The 20,147-nt window shown below is 72.7% G+C and carries 20 protein-coding genes; 13 read left to right on the top strand and 7 right to left on the bottom strand.

The features are described from left to right. Nucleotides 1–53: 53 nt before the first annotated feature. Together ABIQ69_RS01640 and ABIQ69_RS01635 are read right to left on the bottom strand one after the other, a co-directional pair. Nucleotides 54–1,670: a sodium/solute symporter gene (locus tag ABIQ69_RS01640; RefSeq protein ID WP_350348658.1), complete on the bottom strand. Its 1,617-nt coding sequence runs from the start codon at nucleotides 1,668–1,670 to the stop codon at nucleotides 54–56. Then, nucleotides 1,667–2,056 (bottom strand): DUF485 domain-containing protein, encoded by a 390-nt coding sequence (locus ABIQ69_RS01635; RefSeq protein ID WP_350348657.1) that lies wholly within the window; start codon nucleotides 2,054–2,056, stop codon nucleotides 1,667–1,669. The genes ABIQ69_RS01640 and ABIQ69_RS01635 overlap by 4 nt, the downstream gene beginning before the upstream one ends. A 196-nt stretch (nucleotides 2,057–2,252) precedes the next feature. Here ABIQ69_RS01635 and ABIQ69_RS01630 point away from each other — a divergent pair, with 196 nt between their 5' ends. From ABIQ69_RS01630 to ABIQ69_RS01610, 5 genes are read left to right on the top strand one after another with little or no spacing between them, the layout of a single operon-like run. Further along, entirely contained in the window at nucleotides 2,253–3,446 is a 1,194-nt protein-coding gene (locus ABIQ69_RS01630; protein ID WP_350348656.1) for a histidine kinase, read from the top strand. Beyond that, nucleotides 3,443–4,183: a LytTR family DNA-binding domain-containing protein gene (locus ABIQ69_RS01625; protein ID WP_350348655.1), complete on the top strand. Its 741-nt coding sequence runs from the start codon at nucleotides 3,443–3,445 to the stop codon at nucleotides 4,181–4,183. Before ABIQ69_RS01630 ends, ABIQ69_RS01625 begins: the two co-directional genes overlap by 4 nt. Then, a complete protein-coding gene (locus ABIQ69_RS01620) occupies nucleotides 4,180–4,575 on the top strand; it encodes a DUF485 domain-containing protein (protein WP_350348654.1) in 396 nt (131 codons plus the stop codon). Before ABIQ69_RS01625 ends, ABIQ69_RS01620 begins: the two co-directional genes overlap by 4 nt. A gap of 31 nt (nucleotides 4,576–4,606) precedes the next feature. Further along, a complete protein-coding gene (locus ABIQ69_RS01615) occupies nucleotides 4,607–6,076 on the top strand; it encodes a cation acetate symporter (protein ID WP_350348653.1) in 1,470 nt (489 codons plus the stop codon). A gap of 56 nt (nucleotides 6,077–6,132) precedes the next feature. Next, complete coding sequence (locus tag ABIQ69_RS01610) at nucleotides 6,133–6,876, top strand: sulfite exporter TauE/SafE family protein (RefSeq protein WP_350348652.1); 744 nt, start codon at nucleotides 6,133–6,135, stop codon at nucleotides 6,874–6,876. A 14-nt stretch (nucleotides 6,877–6,890) separates the two neighbouring features. On the opposite strand, the gene ABIQ69_RS01605 is transcribed toward ABIQ69_RS01610, so the two are convergent. Beyond that, a complete protein-coding gene (locus ABIQ69_RS01605) occupies nucleotides 6,891–7,529 on the bottom strand; it encodes a GNAT family protein (RefSeq protein ID WP_350348651.1) in 639 nt (212 codons plus the stop codon). 130 nt (nucleotides 7,530–7,659) lie between these two features. On the opposite strand from ABIQ69_RS01605, the gene ABIQ69_RS01600 reads away from it, so the two are divergent. Then, entirely contained in the window at nucleotides 7,660–7,878 is a 219-nt protein-coding gene (locus ABIQ69_RS01600) for a hypothetical protein (RefSeq protein ID WP_350348650.1), read from the top strand. A gap of 63 nt (nucleotides 7,879–7,941) precedes the next feature. Here ABIQ69_RS01600 and ABIQ69_RS01595 read toward each other — a convergent pair whose 3' ends face one another. Beyond that, a complete protein-coding gene (locus ABIQ69_RS01595) occupies nucleotides 7,942–9,228 on the bottom strand; it encodes an adenylosuccinate synthase (RefSeq protein ID WP_350348649.1) in 1,287 nt (428 codons plus the stop codon). A 1-nt stretch (nucleotide 9,229) separates the two neighbouring features. Further along, nucleotides 9,230–9,775, bottom strand: coding sequence for a DUF3151 family protein (locus ABIQ69_RS01590; RefSeq protein ID WP_350348648.1), 546 nt, complete (start codon nucleotides 9,773–9,775; stop codon nucleotides 9,230–9,232). A gap of 113 nt (nucleotides 9,776–9,888) precedes the next feature. Between ABIQ69_RS01590 and ABIQ69_RS01585 the strand changes: the two genes are divergently transcribed. The 6 genes from ABIQ69_RS01585 to ABIQ69_RS01560 all read left to right on the top strand — a co-directional run bounded on the left by ABIQ69_RS01585 (nucleotide 9,889) and on the right by ABIQ69_RS01560 (nucleotide 16,708). Next, nucleotides 9,889–11,334, top strand: a complete 1,446-nt coding sequence (locus ABIQ69_RS01585; protein ID WP_350348647.1) for an MFS transporter — start codon at nucleotides 9,889–9,891, stop codon at nucleotides 11,332–11,334. 149 nt (nucleotides 11,335–11,483) lie between these two features. Beyond that, nucleotides 11,484–12,911, top strand: coding sequence for an argininosuccinate synthase (argG, locus tag ABIQ69_RS01580; RefSeq protein ID WP_350348646.1), 1,428 nt, complete (start codon nucleotides 11,484–11,486; stop codon nucleotides 12,909–12,911). A gap of 175 nt (nucleotides 12,912–13,086) precedes the next feature. After that, on the top strand, nucleotides 13,087–13,761 hold the full coding sequence (locus tag ABIQ69_RS01575) for a helix-turn-helix domain-containing protein (protein ID WP_350348645.1): 675 nt from the start codon (nucleotides 13,087–13,089) through the stop codon (nucleotides 13,759–13,761). Continuing rightward, nucleotides 13,758–14,429, top strand: a complete 672-nt coding sequence (locus ABIQ69_RS01570) for a hypothetical protein (protein ID WP_350348644.1) — start codon at nucleotides 13,758–13,760, stop codon at nucleotides 14,427–14,429. The genes ABIQ69_RS01575 and ABIQ69_RS01570 overlap by 4 nt, the downstream gene beginning before the upstream one ends. Further along, nucleotides 14,426–16,285: a YhgE/Pip domain-containing protein gene (locus ABIQ69_RS01565; RefSeq protein WP_350348643.1), complete on the top strand. Its 1,860-nt coding sequence runs from the start codon at nucleotides 14,426–14,428 to the stop codon at nucleotides 16,283–16,285. The genes ABIQ69_RS01570 and ABIQ69_RS01565 overlap by 4 nt, the downstream gene beginning before the upstream one ends. Nucleotides 16,286–16,339: 54 nt before the next feature. Further along, a complete protein-coding gene (locus ABIQ69_RS01560) occupies nucleotides 16,340–16,708 on the top strand; it encodes a nuclear transport factor 2 family protein (protein WP_350348642.1) in 369 nt (122 codons plus the stop codon). A 28-nt stretch (nucleotides 16,709–16,736) separates the two neighbouring features. Here ABIQ69_RS01560 and ABIQ69_RS01555 read toward each other — a convergent pair whose 3' ends face one another. Both ABIQ69_RS01555 and ABIQ69_RS01550 read right to left on the bottom strand, forming a co-directional pair. Beyond that, nucleotides 16,737–17,753 (bottom strand): magnesium and cobalt transport protein CorA, encoded by a 1,017-nt coding sequence (locus ABIQ69_RS01555; RefSeq protein ID WP_350348641.1) that lies wholly within the window; start codon nucleotides 17,751–17,753, stop codon nucleotides 16,737–16,739. A gap of 68 nt (nucleotides 17,754–17,821) precedes the next feature. Beyond that, nucleotides 17,822–18,439: a TrmH family RNA methyltransferase gene (locus ABIQ69_RS01550; RefSeq protein ID WP_350350056.1), complete on the bottom strand. Its 618-nt coding sequence runs from the start codon at nucleotides 18,437–18,439 to the stop codon at nucleotides 17,822–17,824. A 242-nt stretch (nucleotides 18,440–18,681) separates the two neighbouring features. On the opposite strand from ABIQ69_RS01550, the gene ABIQ69_RS01545 reads away from it, so the two are divergent. Beyond that, entirely contained in the window at nucleotides 18,682–20,088 is a 1,407-nt protein-coding gene (locus ABIQ69_RS01545; protein WP_350348640.1) for an Nramp family divalent metal transporter, read from the top strand. Nucleotides 20,089–20,147 lie beyond the last annotated feature (59 nt).

The raw sequence follows: 20,147 nt of genomic DNA, 5'->3' as shown, positions 1-20,147 counted from the left end.
GTCGTGTCCGGCGGCGGGTGGGACCGCCCGCCGCCGGAGCCGTGAGACGGCGATCAGTGCTGGGTCGCCCCCTCCGCGCCGACGCCCGTGAGCGAACGCACCTCCATCTCGGCCTGCTTCTCGGGGTCTTCCTTGCCCTTGTCGAGCACGGTGCCGAGCCAGCCGAGGAAGAAGGCGAGCGGGATGGAGACGATGCCGGGGTTCGACAGCGGGAAGAACGCGAAGTCGATCGCCTCGGTCTTCAGCATCGACGTCTCGGAGCCGGAGACGACCGGCGAGAAGACGATCAGCACGATCGCCGAGATGAGGCCGCCGTACATGCTCCAGAGCGCGCCCTTCGTGGTGAACCGCTTCCAGAACAGCGAGTACACGATCGTCGGCAGGTTCGCCGACGCCGCGACCGCGAACGCGAGCGCCACGAGGAACGCCACGTTCTGGCCGTTGGCACCGATGCCGCCGATGATCGCGACGACGCCGATGATCACGACGGTGCGGCGCGCGACCTTCACCTCGGCGCCCGCCTCGGGCTTGCCCTTCTTCACGACCGACGCGTAGATGTCGTGCGCGAAGCTCGCCGCCGCGGTGATCGTGAGCCCGGCGACGACCGCGAGGATCGTCGCGAACGCGATCGCCGAGATCAGGCCGAGCAGCAGCGGGCCGCCGAGCTCGAACGCGAGCAGCGGGGCCGCCGAGTTCGGGCCGCCGGGCGCTGCGGCGATGACCGCGGGGCCGACGAGGGCGGCCGCGCCGTAGCCCAGCACGAGCGTGAACACGTAGAAGATGCCGATGAGCCAGATCGCCCAGACGACCGACTTGCGCGCTTCCTTGGCCGTCGGCACGGTGTAGAACCGCATGAGCACGTGCGGCAGGGCCGCGGTGCCGAGGACAAGCGCGAGGCCGAGCGAGACGAAGTCGATCTTCGCGACCTCGGAGACGCCGTACTTCAGGCCGGGGTCGAGGATCGCCGGGTTCTCGGCGACCGCCACGGCCTTGTCGAGCAGGGCCGAGAAGTCGAACCCGTTCACCGCGAGCACCCACACGGTCATCACGCCGGCGCCCGCGATGAGCAGCACCGCCTTGATGATCTGCACCCAGGTGGTGCCCTTCATGCCGCCGACGAGCACGTAGAGGATCATCAGCGCGCCGACGACGGTGATGACCAGCGACTGGCCGAGCCCGTCGCTCACGCCGAGCAGCAGCGACACGAGGCCGCCCGCGCCCGCCATCTGCGCGAGCAGGTAGAAGAAGCAGACGACGAGCGTGGTGGTCGCCGCGGCGATGCGGACTGGCCGCTGCTTGAGCCGGAAGCTCAGCACGTCGGCCATGGTGAACCGGCCGGTGTTGCGCAGGAGCTCGGCGACGAGCAGCAGCGCCACGAGCCAGGCGACGAGGAAGCCGATCGAGTAGAGGAACCCGTCGTACCCGGTCATCGCGATGGCGCCGACGATGCCGAGGAAGGACGCCGCCGACAGGTAGTCGCCGGCGATGGCCGAGCCGTTCTGCCCGCCGGTGAACGAGCGCCCGGCCGCGTAGTAGTCGGCGGCGGTCTTGTTGTTCCGGCTCGCGCGGAAGACGATCACCATGGTGATCGCCACGAACGCGCCGAAGATGGCGATGTTGAGCCACGGTTCGCCGGGGGCGGTGGTGGCGGCTTCGAGGTGCACGCTCATCGGGCGACCCCCTCGGCGTCGCCGGCGCCGGCCTCGCGGAAGGCGCCGTCTTCGATCTCGGTCCTGATGCGCTCGGCGTCGGGGTCGAGCTTGCGGTTCGCGAAGCTCACGTACCACATGGTGACGGCGAACGTCGTGACGACCTGGGCGAGGCCGAGCAGCATCGCGACGTTCACGCTGCCGAACACGCGGGTCGACATGAAGTCGTGCGCATACACGGCGAGCAGCACGTAGGCCAGGTACCAGACCAGGCAGGCGCCGAGGACGGGGAACACGAAGCTGCGATGGGTGCGCCGCAGCTTCTGGAATTCAGGTGATGCTTGCACCGCGCGGTAGTCGACGTGTTCCAGCGTCGCCCGGTCCGCGCTCAGGGCGTCGTTGCCCATGGCGTCTCTCCTTCGAGGGGGGTTCCGGCGGGGCGGGAGCCCCGCCGCGTTCCGCGGTCATCATCCGCTCGCGGTGTGCCCATCGTGCCGAGGGCGCCGGCCGGCCGGGCCCCTCCGCCGCTCGTCGTCGGTGAACGGCGCCGATGCTGCGACGAACGGCGGGCGGGCGACGACGAACGACGGCTACCGTGGACGCATGCCCGAGTCGATGCTGCTCGCCGCCGTCGCCGGCGTCGCCGCGGGCGCCCTCGCCGTGGGCGTGATCGTGCTGCTGCGCCGCATGGTGCTCGCCTCCCGCGACCTCGGCACCGACGAGGAGCGCGCGACGTACCGCACCCTGCATCTCGCCTCTCGCGCGGCGGCGCACCTGCGCGGCGGGCTGGGCGAACAGGATGCCGCACGCGCGACCCGGCACCTGCGCGCCCTGCTCGGCGCGGAGACCCTCGCGCTCGCCGACCTGTCGGGCGAGGTCGCCGTCGACGGCGACGAGGCGCTGCGCCCGACGGCCGCCGCCCTCGCCGCACAGGTCGCGGCGAGCGGCAAGCCGCAGGTGCAGCGGGGCATCCGGGTCGGCAGCACCGAGACGGATGCCGCGGCCGCCCCCGTGCTCGTGGGGCGCCGGGCCGTCGGCGCGGTGGTCGCGTTCGAGCCGACCGTGCGCGCCGGGCTCGCGCGCGCCACCGGCGAGGTCGCCGACTGGGTGGCGGCCCAGGTCGAGCTCGGCGAGCTCGACGCCTCGCGCGCCGCGCTGGCCGAGGCGGAGGTGCGCGCGCTCCGTGCCCAGATCAGCCCCCACTTCATCTACAACTCGCTGAACGCCATCGCATCGTTCATCAACACCGACCCGGCGACGGCGCGCGAGCTGGTGCTCGAGTTCGCCGACTTCACCAGGTACTCCTTCCGCAGGCACGGCGACTTCACCACCGTCGCGGAGGAGCTGCGCTCGATCGACAGCTACCTGCGGCTCGAGCGCGCACGCTTCGGCGACCGGCTCCTCGTCACGCTGCAGATCGCGCCCGAGGTGCTGTCGACGGTCGTGCCCTTCCTCTCGATCCAGCCGCTCGTCGAGAACGCGGTGCGCCACGGCCTCGAGGCGAAGGAAGGCGGCGGACGCATCACCATCACCGCCGAAGACCAGGGCGCGTTCGCCGACATCAGCGTGGAGGACGACGGCGTCGGCATCGACCCTGCCGTGCTCGAGCGCGTGCTGGCGGGCGGCGCCGCGGGCGAGCACGTCGGCCTCAGGAACGTCGACGCCCGGCTCCGCCAGGTCTACGGCGACGAGCACGGCCTCGTCGTGGAGACGAACCTCGGCGCCGGCACACTGGTGCGGATGCGCGTCCCGAAGTCGCAGCCCGGACGCGACCCCGATGGCAGGATCGAACGGTGATCTCCGTCCTCATCGCCGACGACGAGCAGCCCGCCATCGACGAGCTGGCCTTCCTGCTGCGGCAGGACCCGAGGATCGGGGTCATCCACGTCGCCGCGTCGGGATCCGAGGCGATCCGGCTCCTGACCCGGGAGCCGGTCGACGCCGCCTTCCTCGACATCCACATGCCCGGACTGAACGGCTTCGACCTCGCCCGCGCGCTGCAGCGGTTCGAGCAGTCGCCGGCGCTCGTGTTCGTCACCGCCGACGAGGAGGGCGCGCTCGAGGCGTTCGACCTGGCCGCCGTCGACTACCTGCTGAAGCCCGTCCGCGCCGAGCGACTGCAGCGCTCGGTCGGCCGCATCGTCGAGGCCATGAAGAGCACCTCGGCGGCCGAGCCCGCCCCGCCGAGGCAACCCGAGATGATCGCCGTCACCCTCGGCGGCACGACCCGGATGATCCGCCGCGACGACGTCCGCTACGTGCAGGCCCAGGGCGACTACGCCCGGCTGCACACCGAGGAGGCCAGCTACCTCGTGCGGGTGCCGATGGCCGACCTCGAGCGGCAATGGGCCGACGCCGGGTTCGTGCGCATCCACCGCTCATACCTCATCGCACTCGGGCACGTCAGCCGCGTCCGCCTCGGCGGCGACCATGCGAGCGTCACGGTCGGCGGCGCGGAGCTGCCCGTGAGCCGCCGGCTGCTGCCCGGACTCCGCGAACGACTCGAGTCGACGACGCTGCGGGTGCGGCCGTGACGGAGGGGCCCGGGGGGCACCCGCCTCAGCGCGTCCGGGTCACCGCTCCGCGCCCCGGCGCGCCGGCATCCGCCGCCACGGGCCCGACCCCCGGCCCCGTCGCCCGCCGGGCGGCGACCGACGTGCAGGGCGTCTACGTGCGCTCCCTCATCCGCTCGCAGCTGCGGCTCGCGCTGGTCTGCGCGGCCGCATTCGCGGTCGCGACCGTGCTCTTCGTGCTCGCGATCGTCCTGACCCCGGCGCTCGACGAGGCGTTCGTCGCCGGCGTGCCGGTGTCGTGGCTGCTGCTCGGGTTCGGCGTGTACCCGCTCGCCCTGACCATCGGCGGCCTGTACGTGCGCGCCGCCTCGCGCAACGAGGCGCGGTACCGCTCCCTCGTGGAGGACTCGTGAGCCCGGATGCCGCCCGGCCGGAGGCCGGCTCGTGAACGCCGCGATCGGCTACGCCGCGATCATCGCCGTGGCCGTGGCATCCGCCCTCATCGGCTTCTACGGCCTGCGCGTCTCACGCACGACGAGCGACTTCTACGTCGCGAGCCGCACCGTGCGGCCGTGGTGGAACGCCTCGGCCATCGGCGGCGAGTACCTCTCCGCGGCCTCCTTCCTCGGCGTCGCGGGACTCATCCTGCTGACCGGCACGGGCGGCGTCTGGTTCCCCATCGGGTACACCGCCGGGTACCTCATGCTGCTGCTGTTCGTGGCAGCTCCGCTCCGCCGCTCCGGCGCGTACACGATCCCCGACTTCACCGAGGCGCGTCTCGACTCGGTCGCGGTGCGGCGGGTGACGAGCCTGCTCGTCATCATCGTCGGCTGGTTCTACATCGTGCCCCAGCTGCAGGGCGCGGCCCTCACCGTGCGCATCACGACGGGGCTGCCCTCGTGGGCCGGCTCGGTCGCGGTCGCGGTGCTCGTGGCGGCGGTCGTGGCCGCAGGCGGCATGCGCTCGATCACCTTCGTGCAGGCCTTCCAGTTCTGGCTGAAGCTCACCGCGCTCGCGGTGCCCGTCGTGGCCGTGCTGCTCGTGCTCGGCGGCGGCACCACGGAGGCGGCGCTCAGCCCGGCCGAGGCCTTCCCGCCGTCCGCGGGGCCCGGCGGGCTCGACTGGTACCGCACGGTGTCGCTCATGGTCGCGCTGCTGCTCGGCACCCTCGGCCTGCCGCACGTGCTGGTCCGCTTCTACACGAACCCCGACGGCCCGGCGGCGCGGCGGACGACCGTGATCGTGCTCGGCCTGCTGTCGGTCTTCTACCTCTTCCCCACGGCCTTCGGCCTGCTCGGTCGCGCGTTCGCGCCCGACCTCGCGGTTCCGGGCGAGGCCGACGCGCTGATCCTGGTGCTGCCCGACCGGCTCGTCCCCGGCCCGCTCGGCCAGGTGCTCACCGCCCTCGTCATCGCGGGGGCCTTCGCGGCGTTCCTCTCGACGTCGTCGGGCCTCGTCGTCTCGCTCGCGGGCGTCATCAGCCAGGATCTGCTGGGCGGCAGCGTCCGCGGCTTCCGGGTGGCGGCCCTCGTGTCCTCCCTCGTGCCACTCGCGGTGGCGCTCGCGACCGAGTCGTCGGGTCTCGCCGGCAGCGTCGGCCTCGTGTTCGCGTTCACCGCTTCCACGCTCTGCCCGGTGCTGCTGCTCGGCATCTGGTGGCGCGGACTCACCGCACGCGGTGCGATCTCCGGCATGCTCACGGGCGCCGTGCTCTCAGGCGCCGCGATCCTCGGCGGGCCGGTCATCGGCGCCTGGCTGCCCGCCGTGCGCCCGTTCCTGGAGCAGCCCGCGGCGTGGACCGTCCCGCTCGCCGTCGCCGTGACGGTGCTCGTCTCACGCGGCGACCACCGAGCGGTGCCGCGCGGAACCGACGCCTTCCTCCGCCGCCTGCACGTGCCCGAGGACGCGCGCTGATCGCGGGCGCCGAGCGCGACGGCGAGGCGGCGGGCGTCCGCCGATAGACTCCCCTGATGCTCATCGCCGTGGCCGCCTCGGTGCTCACCGGCGCGTTCGCGCAGCGGATCACCGGCATGGGGTTCGCACTCATCGCCTCGCCGATCCTCGTCGTGCTGCTCGGCCCGTTCGACGGCGTCATCGTGGTGAACCTCTGCGCGGTGCTGTCCTCGCTCCTCATCCTCCCGCGGGTCCGGCGCGACGTGGAGTGGCGGCGCTTCGTCTGGCTCGTCGTGCCCGCCCTCGTCGGCAGCACGGCCGGTGTGATCGTCGCAGCCCGCCTTCCCGGCCCGGCGCTCCAGGTCGGCGTCGGCGCGCTCGTGCTCGTCGCGCTCACCGTCACGCTCGCGATCTCCCGCACGTCGACCCCCGCGACCGGCCCGGCCCCGGCGATCGTCGCGGGCGCGGCATCCGGTCTGATGAACGCGACCGCCGGGGTCGGCGGGCCGGCGCTCAGCGTCTACGCGGTCGCGAGCCGGTGGTGGCAGACCGGCTTCGCGGCGACGGCACAGCCGTACTTCGTGGCCATCGGCACGGCCGCGCTGGTCGGGAAGTTCGCCGCGACCGGCTGGGCCCCGCCCGCCCTCGATCCCGGCGCGTGGCCATGGCTGCTCGCCGCGCTCGTCACTGGGCTCCTCATCGGGGAGCTCCTCGCCCCCAGGGTGCCGCACCGCGCAGCCAGGGTCGCGGTCATCACCATCGCCTATCTCGGCGGGGCCGCCGCCCTCATCGACGGCGCGATGGAGCTGACGGCCGCCTGACCGACGGCGGGCGGCTACGCCTCGAGGCGCACTTCCCGGTCGCCCCACGCCGCGATGCGCGCATCGAGGCCGTCGCGGACGCCCGGCCACTCCGCCGCGAGGATCGAGTACATCGCGGTGTCGCGCCAGCTGCCGTCGGCGCGGCGCAGATGATGACGCAGCACGCCCTCGAACACGGCGCCGAGCTTGGCGATCGCGGCACGCGACCGGGCGTTGACGGCGTCGGCCTGGATCCGCACGCGTTCGAAGCCGTGGTCGAAGGCGAGCCCGAGCAGCAGCCGCTTCGCCTCCGCGTTCACCACGGTGCCCCAGACGCGCGGGTCGTACGCCGTCCAGCCGAGGTGCGCGCCCTCGTTCGGCAGATCGAGGTCGCCGAGGGTGCTCGTGCCGACGAGCCGCCCGGCATCCGGGCCGGTCGCGAGCCGGATGGCCCACGGCCGGGCGTCGTCGCCGAAGCGGTAGTACCTGGCGGCGAAGCGTTCGAAGCCCTCGAGATCGGCCGGCAGTCCGGCAGGTCCACCGCCATATCCACCGGCGAAGACCTCGGGCCGGCCGATCGCGGCGTGCAGCTCGGCGAAGTCGGCCGGGGTGAGGGGAGTGAGGCGGAGGTGGCGGCCGACGAGCACGTCGGTCTCGGGGAGGGTGGCGGTCACCGATCGAGTCTGCCACGCGTCGACGACCGGCCCGTGCGCGGCATCCGCCCCACCCTTCCCCCGCGCGCCGCACCGCCATACGATGGCGGCGGCAGCGTCCGCTGCGCACCATCGACGAAAGGCTGGGGGCATGGGTTCTCTCGACGACCTCACCAAGAAGGCTCAGGACTTCATCGAGGACAACAAGGACAAGATCGACGACGTGCTGAAGAGCGAGCAGGCCGAGGACATCAGCGACAAGCTCCTCGACGGCGTCGCCGAGGCGGCGAAGAAGGTGCTGCCGGACGAGCACGACGCGAAGGTCGACGACATCAAGGCGAACATCGACAAGTCGATCGGCAACCAGTGACGCACTGACGCGACGAGGGGGCGGATGCATGGGCATCCGCCCCCTCGTACGTGTCGACGGGCCTCAGTCGAGCAGGTCGTGCAGCTGCACGATGGCGTCGCGCTCGGGGCCGACGCCGATCGCGGAGATGCGCGACCCCGACATCGCCTCGAGCTCGCGCACGTAGCTCTGCGCGTTCGCCGGCAGGTCTTCGAAGGAGCGGGCCCCTGAGATGTCCTCGGTCCAGCCCGGGAACTCCTCGTAGACGGGCTTCGCGTGGTGGAAGTCGGACTGCGAGACCGGGACCTCCTCCATGATCCGGCCGTCGACGTCGTAGGCGACGCAGACGGGGATGCGGTCGATGCCGGTCAGCACGTCGAGCTTGGTGAGCACGAAGTCGGTGACGCCGTTGATGCGGCTTGCGTACCGGGCGATGGGCGCGTCGTACCAGCCGGTGCGACGACGGCGACCGGTCGTGGTGCCGAACTCGTGCCCCTGCTCGGTGAGGAAGTCGCCCCACTGGTCGAACAGCTCGGTCGGGAACGGCCCCGCGCCGACCCGGGTCGTGTACGCCTTCACGACGGCGATGACGCGGTCGATGCGGTTCGGCGCGACGCCCGACCCGGTGATCGCCCCGCCCGAGGTCGCGTTCGACGAGGTCACGAACGGGTAGGTGCCGTGGTCGACGTCGAGCATGGTGGCCTGGCCGCCCTCGAACAGCACGGTCTCGCCGCGGTCGAGCGCCTGGTGGAGCAGGAGCGAGGTGTCGTCGACCATGGGCCGCAGCCGGTCGACGTAGGACAGCAGGTCGTCGACGATCTCGTCGACGCCGATCGCCCGGCGGTTGTAGACCTTCACCAGCAGGTGGTTCTTCTGGTCGAGGGCGCCCTCGACCTTCTGGCGCAGGATGTTCTCGTCGAACAGGTCTTGCATGCGGATGCCGACGCGGTTGATCTTGTCGGCGTAGGTCGGGCCGATGCCGCGGCCGGTCGTGCCGATCTGGCGCTTGCCGAGGAAGCGCTCGGTCACCTTGTCGAGCGTGCGGTGGTACTGGGTGATGACGTGGGCGTTGGCCGAGACCTTGAGCTTGGAGACATCCACGCCGCGCGCTTCGAGGCCCTCGAGCTCCTCGAAGAGCACCTCGATGTCGACGACCACACCGTTGGCGATGACCGGCGTGACCCCGGGGGTCAGGATGCCGGACGGCAGCAGGTGCAGCGCGTACTTCTCATCGCCGACGACGACGGTGTGGCCGGCGTTGTTGCCGCCGTTGAACTTCACCACGTAGTCGAGGCGCGACCCGAGCAGGTCGGTCGCCTTGCCCTTGCCCTCGTCTCCCCACTGCGCTCCGACCAGTACGACTCCGGGCATGTCAGTCCTCTCCGGCGGCGTCCGCCGTGTCGGGTGCGGCGATCGGGTCGCCGGTGATGGCGGATGTCTCGCCGCTGCGGCCTGCGGCGGCCTCGAGGTCGGCGAGGGACAGGATCTGCGTCGGCGTGAACTCGCTCGCGATGCGGGCGGGCGCCTCGGAGTCGGCGGCGGCGAGCTCGTCGGCCGCCCGCGCGGCGCGGTCGGGCAGGCCGAGCGCCTCGGCGGATCGCCGTTGCGCGTCGAGCGCGCGGAGATAGGCGCGGTTCGGCTCGTCGGCCCACGGCACGGGCGAGCCGGGCTGCCAGCCGGCCGCGGCGAGCTGCTCGCGGGCGAGCTCGGCGGCGACGGTCGAGAAGGCGTAGGCCTCGAGTGCGCGCCCGGCCGAGTCGGCCGAATCCGCGAGCTCGGTCCACGCGAGCGGTGAGGAGGGATGCTCCGTCACGACGGCGCGCATGTCGCCGCGATCGCCTTCGGCGATGGCCTGGCGGACCTCGGGCTCGTCAGCGAGTGACGCCTCGGTCTCGGCTGCTGATTCGTCAGGAGTCACACTCCACCATATCGCGCGGCCGTTTCGGGGCCCGGGAATAGCGGATCTCGAGTGGAGTTAATACCCCCGGGGGGTATACGCTCACCAGGACATCGCACACGAGAGGAAGCACCATGTCGACAACGGCACCACCCAGACGAGGCCTCGGACTCGCCCTCATCGCCGCAGCCCAGTTCGTCGTGATCATGGACACGTCGATCATCGGCGTGGCCCTGCCCGACATCGCCCGCGACCTCGGCTTCACGCCCGAGTCGCTGTCGTGGGTCTTCAACGCCTACGTCATCGCCTTCGGCGGGCTGCTCCTGCTCGGCGGCCGCCTCGCCGACCTGCTCGGCGCACGCCGGGTCTTCACCGCCGGCTGGGTGGTGCTCGGAGCCGGCTCCCTGCTCGCCGGAGCGGCCGGCGACGCCTGGGCCGAGATCCTCGGCCGCGCCGTACAGGGCGCGGGCGCCGCGCTCATCGCGCCCGCCGCGCTCTCGCTGCTCATGGCGCTGTTCGGCGGAACACCCGAACTGCCGAAGGCCTTCGCCGTCTACGGTGCGGCGGCACCCATCGGCGGCACCGTCGGCGTGTTCCTCGGCGGCGTGCTCACCGAGGCGGCCAGCTGGCCGTGGGTGTTCTACGTCACCATCCCCATCGCCGCCCTCGTGCTCGCGCTCACCCCCGCCGCCCTCCCACGGCTCGCCGGCTCGCGCGGCCGCCTCGATCTCGGCGGCGCCCTCACCGCGACTGCGGGGCTCGGCCTGCTCGTCTGGGGCATCGTGCGCGCACCCGAGGTCGGCTGGGGCTCCGCGGAGACCATCGGCGGCATCGCGGTCGGCGCCGTACTGCTCGCCGCGTTCCTGCTGATCCAGGCACGGTCGCGCCAGCCGCTGCTGCGACTCGGCCTGTTCCGCGCCCCCTCCCTCGGAGCCGCGAACCTCGCGCAGCTGCTGCTCGGTGCCGCCTGGGTGCCGATGTGGTTCTTCCTGAACCTCTACCTCCAGCACGTGCTGGGGGCGGGCGCCTTCGCCGCCGGCGCGGCGCTGCTACCCATGACCGCACTCATCGTGCTCGGCATGACGCTCGTCGCACCACGCCTGCTCGCGCGATTCGGCACGGCGCCGCTCGTCGTCACCGGGTTCGTGCTGCTCGCCGCGGGGCTCGGCTGGCTCGCGCTCGCCCGACCCGACGGCACCTATCTCGCCGACGTACTGCCGGCATCGCTCGTCGCCGCGGCCGGCATGGCGCTCGCATTCGTGCCCTCCCTCGGCACCGCGATCTCCGCGGCTCCGCCCGCCGAAGCGGGAGTCGCATCCGGGCTCGTCAACACGAGCTACCAGGTGGGCTCCGCGGTCGGGCTCGCCGTGCTCACCGCGGTCTCCGCCGGCGCGGCCGCCGGATCGACCGGCCCCGAGGCATCCGTGCTCACCTCCGGGTACACGGCGGCCTTCGCCGGCGCGGCCGTCGTCGCACTCGTCGGCGCCGTCGCGGCGCTCGCCCTCGTCCGCCGCCGGCAGTCCGCAGCCACGGACCCGGCCGGCGAGCGGGTCGGCGACGAGGAGCGGATGCCCTCCTGACCGAGGCATCCGGGGCCGGACGGGCGGACGCACCGCCCCCCCCCCCCCCCCCCCCCCCCCCCCCCCCCCCCCCCCCCCCCCCCGGCCCCGCCTCCGTCGCGGCCGTCATCCGAACGCCGGCCGCGCGCCCGCCAAGTAGGCTGGAGCCCATGTCGAAGGTCCTCACGTCACTCCCCGTCGGCGAGCGCGTCGGCATCGCCTTCTCCGGGGGTCTCGACACCTCCGTCGCCGTCGCGTGGATGCGTGAGAAGGGCGCCGTGCCCTGCACCTACACCGCCGACCTCGGCCAGCCCGACGAGCCCGACGTGGAGGCCGTGCCCGGCCGCGCCCTCGAGTACGGCGCCGAGCTGTCGCGCCTCGTCGACTGCCGCGCCGCGCTCGTCGAGGAAGGCCTCGTCGCGCTGCAATGCGGCGCCTTCCACATCCGCTCGGGCGGCAAGACGTACTTCAACACCACGCCCCTCGGCCGCGCGGTGACCGGCACGCTGCTGGTACGCGCCATGATGGACGACGGCGTCGACATCTGGGGCGACGGGTCGACCTACAAGGGCAACGACATCGAACGGTTCTACCGCTACGGCCTCATGGCGAACCCGCGGCTGCGCATCTACAAGCCCTGGCTCGACCAGGACTTCGTCACCGAGCTGGGCGGCCGGCAGGAGATGAGCGAGTGGCTGCAGCAGCGCGACCTGCCCTACCGCGCGTCCGCCGAGAAGGCGTACTCCACCGACGCGAATATCTGGGGCGCGACCCACGAGGCGAAGGTCCTCGAGGAGCTGCACGCCGGCATCACCACCGTCGAGCCGATCATGGGCGTGGCCTTCTGGCGCGACGACGTCGAGATCGCCGCCGAAGACGTCTCGGTGCGGTTCGAGCAGGGCCGCCCCGTGGCGCTCAACGGCGTCGAGTACGACGACGCGGTCGAGCTGGTGCTCGAGGCCAACCGCATCGGCGGCCGCCACGGCCTCGGCATGAGCGACCAGATCGAGAACCGCATCATCGAGGCGAAATCGCGCGGTATCTACGAGGCCCCCGGCATGGCGCTGCTGCACATCACCTACGAGCGACTGCTCAACGCGATCCACAACGAGGACACGATCGCCAACTACCACCAGGAGGGCCGCCGCCTCGGCCGCCTCATGTACGAGGGCCGCTGGCTCGACCCGCAGTCGCTCATGCTGCGTGAGTCCATCCAGCGCTGGGTCGGCTCGGCCGTCACCGGCGAGGTCACGCTGCGCCTGCGCCGCGGCGACGACTACACGATCCTCAACACCGAGGGCCCCGCGTTCAGCTACCAGCCCGAGAAGCTCTCGATGGAGCGCGTCGGCGACGCCGCATTCGGTCCCGAAGACCGCATCGGTCAGCTCACCATGCGCAACCTCGACATCGCGGACTCCCGCGCCCGCCTCGAGCAATACGCGCACCTCGGCATCGTCGGCGGCGCCACTGCTGCGCTCGTCGGCGACCTCACCGAGGGCCAGTCCGCGGCGATCGCCGCAGGCCCGGCCGAGACGGACCTCGAGGCTGCGACGGATGCCGCGCTCGAGGCCGCCGCGTTCGACCTCGGCACCGACTGACGGCGACGCCGGCACACGGTCGGCACGGCAGCCGTTTCAGTGCCGGAAGAGGCCCGTCGCATTCGCGGAGGGCCTCTTCCGCGTCCAGGGCGGGGCAGCCGCGCGCCGTGACCCGCCGTTGAGCGAACCCTGCGCAAACTTGCACACTCGTGTGCAAGATAATAGACTCGTTCACATGCCGACCTCCGTCGAAGCGGGCCGCCGAGCCCCACGACGAGACGCGGCGGAGAACCGCGAATCCCTGCTCACCGCCGCCGCGGCGACGCTCGCCGAGTCCTCCGACGCCTCGCTCGAGGCGATCGCCCAAGCCGCGGGCCTCAGCCGGCGCGCGGTCTACGGCCACTTCGCCAACCGCGACGATCTCGTCCTCGCCCTCATCGAGCGCGGCACCGCCCGCCTCAACCAGACGGCCGCGGCCGTCGACCACCCCGACGCCGCCGCAGCCCTCGCGCTCCTCGGCGCCCGACTCTGGCACGCCATCGACCACGTGCGCCTCCTCGCCGCCATGGCCGTCCGCGACCCCTACGTGCACCGAGTCGCCGCCGCGCTCGAGCCCGTTCGCACTCGCCTTCGCGCGATCGTGGACCGCGGGGCCCGCGACGGCACCCTGCGCGACGACCTTCCGACTCCCCTGCTCGCCCGCCTGATCGAACAGTCGGCGCTCGCCGTCCTCGCAGAGGCCGGGGCAGAGGCCGGGGCGGAGGCCGGGGCCGAGGCATCCCCCGCTCCCTCGACGCCCGACCGCTTCGACGGCCGGCGCGTCGTGATGCTCAGCGTCCTGGGCACGGCCGGCCTGTCGTGGCGCGAGGCCGGCGACCTCGTCGACCGCATCGAGGAGCTCCTCGCATGAGGGTCGATCTGCACCGGGTCCGCAAGTGCCGCGACGGCCAGGCGCTGCCCACCGTCACGCTGGGCTTCGAGTCCGGGCGGGCCACCCTCGCCCGCGCCGAGACCGAGCAGCGACCGACCGTGCTCGGCCTGATCGCGTCGGGCCGCATGCGCCCCGACGCCGGCACCGTCACCCTCGACGGGCGGGCCGACGCGCGAGGCATCCGTCGTCGCATCGCCCTCGTCGACGCCCCCGACGTCTCCGACCCCGCCCCGAACGTGACCGTCGCGGGCGTCGCGGCCGAAGAGCTCATGTTCGCCGGCATCCCGTCGAATCCCGTCTCCGTGACGCGCTGGCTCGGCGACCTCGACCTCGCGCACGTCGCGCGGGTGCCGATCGCGAACGTCGATCCGCTCGACCGACTGCGGCTGCTCACCGAGCTCGCGATCCTCCGCGAGGGGGTCGAGGGGCTCGTGATCGTCGCCCCCGACCGGCACGGCGGCGACCCGTCTGCCTGGTGGGAGCTCGCGAAGCGGCTCGCGGACCGCGGCTTCGCCGTGCTCGTCATCGCGGGCGACGCCTCCGCCGCCGCCATCGGCGCGACGGCGATCCTCGCCAGGATGCAGGGCGACGACCTCGACGACCTGCCCGACGCGGAGATGCCGCTCGCGGAAGGAGGCCTCGCGTGAAGATCCCGCAGATGATCGCGGCCGAGTTCCGCCGGCTCACGTCCACGAAGATGTCGGTGCTCGCCCTGCTCGCCCTCGTGGCGGTCCCCGTGCTGTACGGCGGCCTCTACCTGTGGGCCAACCAGGACCCGTACGCGAAGTTCCCCGACGTGCCGGTCGCCGTGGTCGTCGAAGACGCGGGCAGCCCCGCGACCGCCGACGAGCCGGCACGCAACATCGGCGACGAGGTCGCCGACGAGCTCGTCGCCGACGGCGCCTTCGACTGGCACCGCGTCTCCGCCGAGGACGCCGTCGCCGGCCTCGACGAGTCGCGATACGACTTCGCCGTCACATTCCCCGCCGACTTCTCCGCGGCCCTCGCCTCCGTCGCGACGGATGCCCCCCGCCAGGCGGAGATCGTCCTCTCCACCAACGACGCCAACAGCTACCTGGCCGGCACGATCGGCTCGCAGGCCGTCGAGCGGATCCGCGCCACCGTCGCCGAGAAGGTCGGCGAGGAGGCGGCATCCACGCTGCTCGACGCGATCCACACCATCCGCGGCAGCCTCGTCGAGGCGGCCGACGGCGCGTCGCAGCTCACCGACGGCGCCGCCAGCGCCGTCGAGGGCGCGACCCGGCTCGGCGACGGCGCCGGTCAGCTCGCCGACGGGACGGCGCAGCTCCGCGACGGTACGGCCCAGCTCGCCGACGGCAGTGCGAGCCTGGCCGACGGTGCCGCACAAGTCGCCGACGGCAACGCCCAGCTCGCGGCCACCGCCGACCGGGTCGGCGCCGCCGTCGGCGATGCCGCCGCCGCGGTGCCGCAGGCCCGCGCCGACATCCAGGCCGAGCTGGCCGCGCGCGGGCTCGACCAGGCGAGCATCGACGCCGTCCTCGCCCGCCTCGACACGCTCGGCGGCGCGATCACCAGCGGCAACGAGCAGGTGCAGGAGGCCGTCGGCCAGATCGACCAGCTCGCGGCCGGCAGCCGGCAGGTCGCCGACGGCGCGTCGCAGCTCGCGGCCGGGTCCCGCACCGCGGCCGACGGCGCCGCACAGGCCGCCGACGGCGCCGCCCGCCTCAGCGACGGCATCGGCACCCTCGAGACGGGCCTCGGCGAGCTTCAGAGCGGTGCCGGCACGCTCCGCGACGGCCTCGCCGACGGGGCCGCCCAGCTGCCGGACTCGCCCGACGACGTCCGCGCCGCGCAGGCGTCGACGATCGCCGACCCGATCGCCCTCGAGACCAGCTCGATCGCGCAGGCCGCGAACTACGGCGCCGGACTGGCGCCCTTCTTCGCCGCCCTCGCCGGCTGGATCGGCATCTACGCCCTCTTCCTCATCGTGAAGCCCATCTCCCGCCGAGCGGTCACCGCGCTGCACTCTCCGATCCGCGTGACCCTCGCCGGCTGGCTGACGCCCGGGCTCCTCGGCGCGGTGCAGATGATCGCCCTGTACGTGGTGCTCGCCGTGACCCTCGGCTTCCAGATGCAGCATCCCGCCGGCGTGGTCGGCACCATGGTGCTGGCCTCGGCGACGTACGCCGCGATCATCCTCGCGCTCAACGTGTGGCTCGGTTCGGTCGGCCAGTTCCTCGGCCTCGTGCTCATGGTGCTCCAGCTGGTCACCGCCGGCGGCACGTTCCCGTGGCAGACGCTGCCCGCGCCCCTCGCGGCGCTGCACCAGGTGCTCCCGATGGGCTACGTCGTCGACATGATGCGGCAGTTCATGTACGGCGGCGACCTGTCGAGGGCCGCCGGCGACGCGGGCGTCCTCGCGATCTGGCTCGTCAGCGCGCTGGTGATCGCCGCGATCGGCGTGACGCGGATGACCCACTACCGGACGCTCCGCGACCTGCAGCCGAGCCTGATCGGCTAGGGGTCCGGCCCGGCAGTGCGTGACGCCGGCGGGTCGCCCGGCTACCGTGGACGCATGACGGAGATCACCGACGATCTGCCCGCCCGGCTCCTCCACGAGGAGCACGCCGGCTGGCGCGCCATCCTCGAGGGCCGCGGCGGCGAGCACTACGCCAGAGCCATGACCCGCGACGCGCTCATGATCATCGAGGGTGCTGTGCTCGGTCGAGACGACATGATCGCCGCGTTCCGGAGCGCGCCGCCCTGGGACACGTACGAACTGCACGAGCCCGCCGTCATCCGAGTCGGCGAGCGCGCGGGAATCCTCGTCTACCGTGCGGTCGCGACCCGTGGCGACGACACCGTGAACCTGCGCATGTCGACGACGTACCTGTACGACGACGGCGCCTGGCGGGTGGCGGCGCACCAGCAGACGCCCGCGTGAGCGAGCGGATGCCTCGGGCGGGGCATCCTCACAGCCACTTCCTCCCCTTGAAGATCACGTACAGCGCCGCCGCGAACCCGAGCATGAGTGCGATCGCGAACGGGTAGCCCCATGGCTCGTCGAGCTCGGGCATGAAGACGAAGTTCATGCCGTAGACGCCGGCGATGAGGCTCGGGGCGAAGATGATGGCCGCCCAGCTCGAGATCTTCTTCGTCTGTTCGCTCTGTGCGAGCCCGAGCTGCGTCATCCGCCCGATCTCGTCGTTCTGCCGCTGGGTGACGAGCGTCGCGTGCACGGTGAGGGCGTTCTGCAGCAGCTGCCGGAACCCCTCGCCGCGCTCGACGATGCGGATGGAATGGTCTTTCACGTCGCGCAGATACCGCTGCAGCTCGAGGTCGACGCCGTACTTGTCGAAGCCGCGCTCGAGGGTGCCGATCATGTCGACGATCGGCCGGGTCGCCCGCTGGAACTCCATCACCTCGCTCGCGAGGTCGTAGATGCGCCGCGTCACGGCGGGGTCGCCGGAGAAGAGCTGGTCCTCGATCTCGTCGATGTCGTTCTCGAGGCCGCCGACGACGGGCGCGTACTCGTCGACGACCTCGTCGAGCACGGCGTAGAGCACCGCTTCGGTGCCTCGCTGCAGCAGGTCGGGGCTCGCCTCGAGCCGGCGCCGGACGCGCCCGAGGTCGGGCGACTCGGCATGACGGATCGACACGGCGAAGTCCGTCCCGATGAACAGGTGCACCTCGCCGAACTCCACCTGCTCGCTCTCGTCGAGGTACCGCGCCGGCCGCAGCACGACGAACAGCGTGTCGCCGTACCGCTCGAGCTTCGCGCGCTGATGGCCCTTCCGGGCATCCTCCACGGCGAGCGCGTGCAACCCGAACTCGGCGGCCACGGCGTCGAGCTCGGCGTCGGTCGGGCGGTACAGCCCGATCCACGCGAACCCGCCGTGCTGTTCACGGGTCTCGAAGGTCTCCTCGAGCGAGGCGGGCGTCGCGACGCGCACCCCGTCGCGGTAGATCGCATTGTCGACGACGGTCATCGGGTCCAGTCTCGCGCGTGCGGGCGGCCGCGGCGGTCCGGGCGCGCGGGCAGGCGCCGGAAGGCCGGTCACTTCGGCAGGTCGGCGTGGCTCAGCACCCAGGAGTGCATCGCGACGGCGGCTGCGGCGCTCGCGTTGAGGGAGCGCGTGGAGCCGAACTGGGTGATCTCGACCACGGCGTCGGCCGCCTGCTGCGCCTCCGGCGAGAGGCCGGGGCCTTCTTGGCCGAACAGCAGCACGCAGCGCTCGGGCCACGCGAACGCCTCGATCGGCACGGCGCCGGGCACGTTGTCGACGGCGATGATCGGCAGGGATGCCTCGTGCGCCCAGGCCGCGAAGTCGGCCACGTCGTCGTGGTACTCGAGGTGCTGGTAGCGATCGGTGACCATCGCGCCGCGTTTGTTCCAGCGGCGCCGGCCGATGATGTGCACGGTGTCGGCGGCGAACGCGTTGGCGCTGCGGACGATGGAACCGATGTTCAGGTCGTGCTGCCAGTTCTCGATCGCGACGTGGAACGGATGCCGCGTCCGGTCGAGGTCGGCGACGATCGCGTCCATGCGCCAATAGCGGTATCGGTCGACCACGTTCCGCCGGTCCCCGTGGGCGAGCAACTCGGGGTCGAGGTGCGGGTCGTCCGGCCACGCGTCGGGCCCGCCGGGCCACGGCCCGACGCCGTGGACCGGCAGCTCGGGCTCGTGCTCGGGCTCGCGGCCGTCGGTCGGCTCGTGCGGCGAGGCATCCGCCCTGTCGTGCTCGCCAGCTCCTCGCTCGTCCACGCATCCACGGTAGCGGCGGCGCCGGTGACCCATCGGACGCCGATGGGCGGGCCGCGGCGCCGGCAGGCGCCCGGTCGCGTCGGACGGGCGAGATCGCGGGCGAGGCCTCCGATCCAAGGTTTCGTATGCCGAAAAATGTGTACGATTTCGGTATGCCGAAAACGCTCGATGACGAGGACGAGACGCAGGCCGCGAAGGCACCGGCCGCGCAGACACGCGAGGATGCCCCGGCCCCGACCATCCCGCGGGTCGCCTGGCTGATCGGCCCGGCGCTCGTCGCGGGCGTCGCGTACCTCGACCCCGGCAACGTCGCGAGCAACATGACGGCCGGCGCGCAGTACGGCTACCTGCTCGTGTGGGTCGTGGTGCTCGGCAACGTCATGGCGTGGCTCATCCAGTACCTGTCGGCGAAGCTCGGCATCGTCACGGGCCGGAGCCTCCCCGAGGTGCTCGGCGGCCGGCTGCGCAACCGGTGGGGCCGCCGCGCGTACTGGCTGCAGGCCGAGCTCGTCGCGATGGCCACCGACCTCGCCGAGGTCATCGGCGGCGCGGTCGCGCTCAACCTCCTGTTCGGCGTGCCGCTGATCTGGGGCGGGCTCATCACGGGCGCCGTGTCGATCGGCCTGCTCGTGCTGCAGTCGCGGCGCGGCCCGCGCACCTTCGAGTTCGTCATCGTCGGACTGCTCGCCGTCATCGCGATCGGATTCACGGTGGGCGTGTTCGTGGCGCCGCCCGATCCGGCCGGCCTCCTCGCCGGGCTCGTGCCCCGCTTCGCGGACACGAACTCGGTGCTGCTCGCGGCGTCCATCCTCGGCGCCACGATCATGCCGCACGCGATCTACGCGCACTCCGCCCTCGCCCGCGACCGGTTCGCCGGGCGCGGCATCCAGGCGGGCGGTGCCGACGGCACGGCGGATGCCGCGCCCCGGGGCATCCGCTCCTGGTTCCGCGTGACCCGGGGCAGCGACGCGGTGGAGCTGCTGCCCGGCACCGCGACCGACCTGCCGACCGACGCGCTCGTGCGGGCGACGCGCTGGGACGTCTCCATCGCGATGGCCATCGCCGGCACCGTGAACCTCTGCATCCTGCTGCTCGCCGCGGTGAACCTCTCGGGCGTGGCCGGCACCGACAGCCTCGAGGGTGCGTATGCGGCGCTCGGCGAGGCGCTCGGCCCGGCGATCGCGACCATGTTCGCGGTGGGGCTGCTCGCCTCGGGGCTCGCCTCGACCTCGGTCGGCGCGTACGCCGGCGCCGAGATCATGCACGGCCTGCTGCGCGTGCGGATCCCGCTGCTCCTCCGCCGGCTGGTCACCCTGGTGCCGGCGCTCGCGATCCTCGCGCTCGGCTTCGACCCGACGCTCTCGCTCGTGCTGAGCCAGGTGGTGCTCTCGTTCGGCATCCCGTTCGCGCTCGTGCCCCTCGTGTGGCTCACCGCGAAGCGGGGGCTGCTCGGCCGGTGGCGCAACCACTGGGCGACGACGAGCGCCGGCGTCGCGGCATCCGTCTTCCTCATCGCGTTGAACGGGATGCTGCTCTGGCTGGTGTTCACCGGGGCGTGACCGGCTCGCCGCGGCGCCCGTCCGCTCGAACGCGGACCGCCCCGGTCGCCCGCACGGAA

Source organism: Agromyces sp. G08B096, from assembly GCF_040267705.1.
GTDB lineage: Bacteria > Actinomycetota > Actinomycetes > Actinomycetales > Microbacteriaceae > Agromyces.
This window is presented reverse-complemented; position numbering and strand designations above follow the sequence as displayed.

Excerpts from the sequence above, each read along its gene's own strand:
- ABIQ69_RS01600 (WP_350348650.1), top strand. The coding sequence starts at position 7,660 with ATGGGTTCTCTCGACGACCTCACCAAGAAGGCTCAGGACTTCATCGAG.
- ABIQ69_RS01640 (WP_350348658.1), bottom strand. The coding sequence starts at position 1,670 with ATGAGCGTGCACCTCGAAGCCGCCACCACCGCCCCCGGCGAACCGTGG.
- ABIQ69_RS01575 (WP_350348645.1), top strand. The coding sequence starts at position 13,087 with ATGCCGACCTCCGTCGAAGCGGGCCGCCGAGCCCCACGACGAGACGCG.
- ABIQ69_RS01570 (WP_350348644.1), top strand. The coding sequence starts at position 13,758 with ATGAGGGTCGATCTGCACCGGGTCCGCAAGTGCCGCGACGGCCAGGCG.
- ABIQ69_RS01610 (WP_350348652.1), top strand. The coding sequence starts at position 6,133 with ATGCTCATCGCCGTGGCCGCCTCGGTGCTCACCGGCGCGTTCGCGCAG.
- argG (WP_350348646.1), top strand. The coding sequence starts at position 11,484 with ATGTCGAAGGTCCTCACGTCACTCCCCGTCGGCGAGCGCGTCGGCATC.
- ABIQ69_RS01635 (WP_350348657.1), bottom strand. The coding sequence starts at position 2,056 with ATGGGCAACGACGCCCTGAGCGCGGACCGGGCGACGCTGGAACACGTC.
- ABIQ69_RS01545 (WP_350348640.1), top strand. The coding sequence starts at position 18,682 with ATGCCGAAAACGCTCGATGACGAGGACGAGACGCAGGCCGCGAAGGCA.
- ABIQ69_RS01555 (WP_350348641.1), bottom strand. The coding sequence starts at position 17,753 with ATGACCGTCGTCGACAATGCGATCTACCGCGACGGGGTGCGCGTCGCG.
- ABIQ69_RS01560 (WP_350348642.1), top strand. The coding sequence starts at position 16,340 with ATGACGGAGATCACCGACGATCTGCCCGCCCGGCTCCTCCACGAGGAG.
- ABIQ69_RS01585 (WP_350348647.1), top strand. The coding sequence starts at position 9,889 with ATGTCGACAACGGCACCACCCAGACGAGGCCTCGGACTCGCCCTCATC.
- ABIQ69_RS01595 (WP_350348649.1), bottom strand. The coding sequence starts at position 9,228 with ATGCCCGGAGTCGTACTGGTCGGAGCGCAGTGGGGAGACGAGGGCAAG.
- ABIQ69_RS01630 (WP_350348656.1), top strand. The coding sequence starts at position 2,253 with ATGCCCGAGTCGATGCTGCTCGCCGCCGTCGCCGGCGTCGCCGCGGGC.